The following is a 6334-nucleotide window of genomic DNA, read 5'->3' on the forward strand; positions in this document are numbered from 1 at the left end:
AAAAACATTTGTACATTACTGAAGACTTTATAACGCAGTGTTTTTCCAAAAAAACGAAAGCAATATATAAAGTAGAATTATAAATGGTATCGCCAAGAACTTCAGCAGTACCAAAAGCACCATACAAAGGATTAAAAATATATAGCGGATGGCATTGGTCTTAAAATCCCAAGTTTTGAATTTTAAGGCGAAAAGGGGGATTTCGGCATTTAGAAGAATGCAGCTCAGCAAGGTCATGCCTATCAAAAACCACGGGTTTAGGATGATGGTTTCGGCCAATTCGGAATATTGAAATTGCAAGATCAATGGCAGGCTTAAAATCAGAAGGGCATTGGCGGGGGTTGGCAGACCAATAAAACCAGTGGTTTGCCGGGTATCTACGTTGAATTTTGCCAATCTGTAAGCCGAGGCCACCACGATCAACAGGCCAATAAGGGGCAGATAATTTTTAAAACCCACATTCCACCCATCCATCGAAAAGGTTTCGGTAACAGTCTGTAAATGCCCGAAATAGGATAAATTCAACAGTTGGTACATGACTACTCCCGGTGCTACGCCACTTGTGATAACATCTGCCAGGGAATCAAGTTGGAGTCCCACTTCGCTTTGGGCTTTCAGCAAGCGCGCGGCCAGCCCGTCAAAGAAGTCGAAGAAAATTCCGAGGAAAACAAAAAAGGAAGCCGTTATAAGATCGCCCGAAATGGCGAAGAGAATGGCTACACATCCACAAAGGATGTTTAGGGAGGTAATGATGTTTGGAATTTGTTTTGATATATTCATATTCTTTATTGAGCAATTTGGTTTTTATGATTTAGACTAAACGTCCCCTTCCAGCCTCCCTTCAAAGGGGAGGAGCCTAATAGGAGTGGATTTTATAATATCTATTAAGATTATGTGTAAAAATAACAAAGTATTTTCGTCCAAGGGCATCCAAACACAATATGTACATAAATTTAAAGTTTAGTATTCTGTAAAATAGTGCCATATTTGTCCAAAATTTTTTAAAACTTGAAAGAGAAATTACTGCTCCTTTTATTCCTTGTTTCGGCTACGCTGGGCGCGCAGACCGTACGAAAATATTCCAACGAGTTTATGAATATAGGGGTGGATGCCGCCGCCTTCGGAATGGCGAATGCCGTGGTGGCGTCATCGGGCGATGTAAATTCCGGCTATTGGAATCCGGCGGGCTTGGTGAATCTTGAAGACAAGCAGATTTCATTGATGCATGCCTCCTATTTTGCCAATATTGCCAATTACGACTATGCCGCTTTTGCGATGCCTCTGGACGACAAGAGTGCCGTAGGGCTATCCGTGATCCGGTTTGGTGTGGATGATATTCTGAATACCACACAGTTGATAGACGACCAAGGGAATATTGACTACAACCGCATCAGCCTTTTTTCCACCGCAGATTATGGGGTTACCTTTTCCTATGCGCGCAGGCTTCCGCTGGACGGCCTGAATTATGGCGTAAACGCAAAGGTTATCCGTCGCATTATTGGCGATTTCGCCTCTTCTTGGGGCTTTGGGCTGGATGCCGCCGTTCAATTTAGAACCGATAAGTGGATGTTTGGAATTATGGCGCGCGACATTACCACCACTTTCAATGCCTGGAGTATAGACGAGGAAAAATTTGCTGAAATACAAGGCGCAGTAGAAGGCCAAAACCAGGAACTGCCCGAGACTACAGAGATTACCATTCCGAAACTGCAATTGGGCGTTGCCAGAAAATTTGTGTACCGCTATGATTTTTCACTCTTGGCCGAAGTGGACCTGAACTTCCGTTTTGCTGAGACCAATGACGTTATCTCCACGTCCTTTGCGAGCATTACCCCATCCCTAGGGCTTGAATTTGCCTATATCGATATGGTTTTCGTGCGTGGCGGCGTGGGCAATTTCCAGAATATAAAACAATTGGACGGAAGCGACTCGGTAGGTTTCCAACCCAACATTGGCGTAGGTTTTCGATATAAAGGCATACAAGTGGATTACGCCCTGACCGATATTGGCGACCAAAGCGCAGCGCTGTATTCCAATGTGTTTTCGTTGAAATTGGATTGGGAGATATTTAGGTGATGAGGGTGCTGGGTGCTGGGTGCTGGGTGCGGGGTGAGAATGGTAAATTCCAAATCACAAATTCCAAATTCCAAATCTGCCTGTCGGGCCTCTGGTAGGCGGGTTCCAAATTCCAAATATGAAAGTTGATATAAGAAAGTGGAAAGATGAAAGTGGAAATACGAAATTACATCCCCAATCAACGAATCAAAGAATCAAAATACAAAAACTCATACCCCCAAACCAAAAACCTTGAATCTTGAATTTTAAATTTGAACCTGAAACCAGAAACCAGAAACAAGAAACAAGAAACAAGAAACCAGAAATCAGAAACCAAAAAAATCGTGACAAAAAAATACTTCCTCTTCCTTTTTCTATTAGCGACTGTTTCGGTAAAGGCGCAGTTTGGTTCCTTATCCCCGGCAGCAGAAATAAGCATATTGACCATTGGCCCTGGGGCAGAACTATACGACAAGTTTGGGCACAGTGCCTTTAGGATCAAGGATAGCCTTAGCGGAGTGGATGTGGTTTTTAATTACGGGGTTTACGACTTCAACACACCAAATTTCTATACCAAGTTCGCGCGGGGAAAACTGCTCTATCAGTTAGGCTTAACCTACTACCAACCCTTTTTTGAAAGTTATGTGGTCCAGAACCGCTGGGTGAAGGAACAGGTATTAAATCTGCACCAGACCGAAAAGCAGGCCGTTTCAGATTTTCTTTGGACCAATGCCTTGCCCGAGAACAAAAAATATAAATACGATTTCTTTTATGACAATTGCGCCACCAAGATTCGGGACGTGGTGCAGGAGATATTGGGCAATAAACTGGAGTTTAAGGAGGACCATATTACGGAGGAATATACCTTCCGGGAACTCATCCAGCAAAATCTTGATGCCAATACCTGGGGCAGTCTGGGAATAGACATAGCCCTGGGCGCAGTTATCGATAGAAAGGCAAAGCCCATCGAGTATCAATTTTTGCCGGACTACGTATTTAAGGGCGCGGCGAATGCGGTTATCCATCGCGAGGGAGAAACCGAGCCGCTCGTTAAAACAACTAAAGTCCTTTTTGAAAACAGCCCCCAACCCCAGGCCAATACCTTTTTTTGGAGTCCGATGTTTGTTTTAGGGATAATCGGTTTGTCGATGGTGTTTGTAACCTATCGCGATTATAGAAAAAAGTCGCGTAGCCGGTATCTGGACGCCGCAATTTTCTTTTTTACAGGACTTATCGGTATCTTTCTTTTACTGCTATGGTTCGCGACCGATCATACCGCAACGGCAAACAACTACAATCTGCTTTGGGCCTTCCCTATTTCCATTTTTGTGATTTTTGCAATTTCGAAAAGGCAAGTCTCTCCCAAATTGAGAAGATACGTACTATTGCTACTCCTGCTCCTTGCGCTGTTGGTTATCCATTGGATTACCGGCGTACAGGTATTTGCCATTGGCTTGTTGCCGCTGTTGGTGGCATTGGCGGTACGGTATCTCTATTTGATGGCTTTTATTGGAAAAAAGGAATAACCTTTCCTCTCCAGCCTCTTCTTCAAATCGTTCGGCAAGGCCATTAATGGGAAGGAGTTTGATTGTTTTTATTAGAAACTTTTAAAAAAAAGACAACACGGCGGTTTTAATTAAATAGATTTGGCAAGTAACAGTTAATTCTTTATTGAGAATGCAATGAGTTTATTATATGTAAAATACGCTTTATACACGCTATAAACATACTATAAACATACTATAAATACGCTATATATACGCTTTATACTTGAGAGAGGGAAGAATGAAGTGTGAAATGGAATCTTGAATTCTATGTGTCCAAATTCCAAATCCCAAATCCCAAATCACAAATTCCAAATCCCAAATTCCAAATTCCAAATCACAAATTCCAAATCCCAAATCCCAAATCACAAATCCCAAATCCCAAATCCCAAATCCCAAATCCCAAATCCCAAATCCCAAATCCCAAATCCCAAATCACAAGACCTGAAACTTGAAACCTGAACGGTCCCCCTGTCCCCCAAAGGGGGAATGGATTTAAGATTCAAGATTCAAGATTCAAAATTTAAGAAAACCTGAAACCTGAAACCTGAACAGTCCCCCTGACCCCCAAAGGGGGAATAGATTTAAGATTCAAGGTTCAAAATTCAAAATTTAAGAAAACCTGAAACTTGAAACTTGAAACTTGAAACCAGAAACCTGAACAGTCCCCCTGCCCCCCAAAGGGGGAATAGATTTAAGATTCAAGGTTCAAAATTTAAGGAAACCTGAAACTTGTAACTTGAAACTTGAAACCAGAAACCTGAACAGTCCCCCTGCCCCCCAAAGGGGGTATAGATTTAAGATTCAAGGTTCAAAATTTAAGAAAACCTGAAACCTGAAACTTGAAACTTGAACAGTCCCCCCTGCCCCCCAAAGGGGGAATAGATTTAAGATTCAAGGTTCAAAATTTAAGGAAACTTGAAACTTGAAACCTGAATCACTGCCCCCTGAAAAAAACTATAGTGCTCAGGGTTTTGATAATGATGGTTACGTCCAGAAAAAGACTGCGGTGCTTTATGTAGTATAGGTCGTACTGTAGTTTTTCAAGGGAATCCTCTTGGGTGGAACCGTATTTGGCATTTACCTGTGCCCAACCCGTTACGCCGGGCTTTACAAGGTGTCTTACTTCGTAAAATGGTATCTTTTCTATCAGGCCCTTAACGAATTCCGGACGTTCGGGGCGGGGGCCAATAACGCTCATTTCGCCTTTGATCACATTGATAAACTGGGGGATTTCATCAAAACGCGATTTCCGCAAGAAGCGACCGAATTTTGTCACACGGGTATCCTTCGCCTGGGCGAACTGGGCCCCGTTGCTTTCGGCGTTCTTTACCATACTGCGCAATTTGTAAATCTTAAAGTGTTTTCCATTCTTGCCTACCCTTGTTTGGCTGTAAAAAAAGGGGCCGCGATTTGCAAATATATTTCCTATCAACAAAACGGGAAGCAATAATATTCCAAACGTCAGCCCGATAACCGAGATCACGAGATCCAAAATTCTATTGAAGAAAAGATAAAGTTTGTTTTGATTACTTCGGCTAAAAGGAAAATAACGGTAAAAATCCTTTTCCACATGTTGCACCGGAATGCGGTGGGTAAGTTCCTCGTAAACCTGCGTATATTCGCGAATGGGGATGCCATTTTCGAGCAGTTTTATCAATTGGTTGTTCAATTCCACTGTCATCCCCTCAGAAAGAGGAGTACCTACTACAATCTCGGAAATTGTCATTTCCTCGGTCAACATACCAATATCCGCAATAGTTATGGAGTCAATCTCAAGATTGTTAGCTACGGAAGCATCGGTGGGACCAGTATTGAAATATCCTATTACCCGATAGTTGGGATCGGAGCGCTGTAGCGACATTACGATAGCATCCACATCCTGTGCATGGGCAATCAAGAGCACCCTTTTGTAAAAGCGGGGTGCCGATATAAGAATGATATAGGCATACCGCCAAGCCAACATGGCCACGTTTATAGCCAAAAAGAAATACACTATCTGCAATCGGTTGGAGGGCAGCATAGGCGTATAAAAAGGCGTGAGCAGGTAAAAAAGCACCGTAACCGAAGAAGTAATAATAACATTCTTCACCACCACGTCAAACTTACTGGCCTTTTGAAGATTATAAAGCTCAAAAATTGTGGCAAACACAGTAAGATAGGCGGCCAGAACTATAGACCAGACCCAGTGCTGCGAATTGATCTTGAAATAATCAAAATTAAAAACTATCCCCACCAAGTAAAGCAATAACAGCACACATACTATATCCAGGATACGAAGCAGTATCTTTCTTTCTGAGATATCAAAGTGGATGCTGGTTTTGGGCATTGGGGTTGGGGGTTTTTTGTTTGTTGTTTGGGGTTTGGGGTTTGCTGTTTCTTTTTTCTTGTTTCTTGTTTCTTGTTTCTGGTTTCTGGTTTCTGGTTTCTTGTTTCTGGTTTGTAGAGTACTAAATAAGGTTGACCTTTTTTGAAGTTGGTTATTTAATTTAAAGTTACTAATTCTTTTTTCATTTTTATTTCCTTTTCAAATTGTACGGGAGTTTTATGGTTGATTGAACTATGGGGTTTTTCATGGTTGTACATATATACTGCTTTATTTAAACTTCTTACTAATCCTTCAAAACCTATGGGGTTATATCCTTTCAGATAGTTGTTCTTTATAGTGCCATTGATCCGCTCCGCATGGGGATTCTCATAGACGTTCACACACATACTGTTCCTTAATCGCCCCT

At 42.1% G+C, this 6334-nt stretch carries 5 protein-coding genes; 2 read left to right on the top strand and 3 right to left on the bottom strand.

Annotated features, from left to right (window positions below; genetic code table 11):
• Window positions 1-27: 27 nt before the first annotated feature.
• Window positions 28-780, bottom strand: a complete 753-nt coding sequence (locus tag MB09_RS13785) for a CDP-alcohol phosphatidyltransferase family protein (protein ID WP_045081499.1) — start codon at window positions 778-780, stop codon at window positions 28-30.
• A 228-nt stretch (window positions 781-1008) separates the two neighbouring features.
• Here MB09_RS13785 and MB09_RS13790 point away from each other — a divergent pair, with 228 nt between their 5' ends.
• Entirely contained in the window at window positions 1009-2076 is a 1068-nt protein-coding gene (locus MB09_RS13790; RefSeq protein WP_045081500.1) for a putative type IX sorting system protein PorV2, read from the top strand.
• Window positions 2077-2399: 323 nt separating this feature from the next.
• On the top strand, window positions 2400-3581 hold the full coding sequence (locus MB09_RS13795; protein WP_045081519.1) for a lipoprotein N-acyltransferase Lnb domain-containing protein: 1182 nt from the start codon (window positions 2400-2402) through the stop codon (window positions 3579-3581).
• Window positions 3582-4536: 955 nt separating this feature from the next.
• Here MB09_RS13795 and MB09_RS13805 read toward each other — a convergent pair.
• Window positions 4537-5928: a sugar transferase gene (locus MB09_RS13805; protein ID WP_045081502.1), complete on the bottom strand. Its 1392-nt coding sequence runs from the start codon at window positions 5926-5928 to the stop codon at window positions 4537-4539.
• Window positions 5929-6083: 155 nt separating this feature from the next.
• Window positions 6084-6334: integrase core domain-containing protein (locus tag MB09_RS13810; protein ID WP_165586713.1), on the bottom strand; the 251-nt coding region annotated here is incomplete at its 5' end.

The organism is Aequorivita vladivostokensis, from assembly GCF_000952855.1.
Classification (GTDB): domain Bacteria; phylum Bacteroidota; class Bacteroidia; order Flavobacteriales; family Flavobacteriaceae; genus Aequorivita; species Aequorivita vladivostokensis.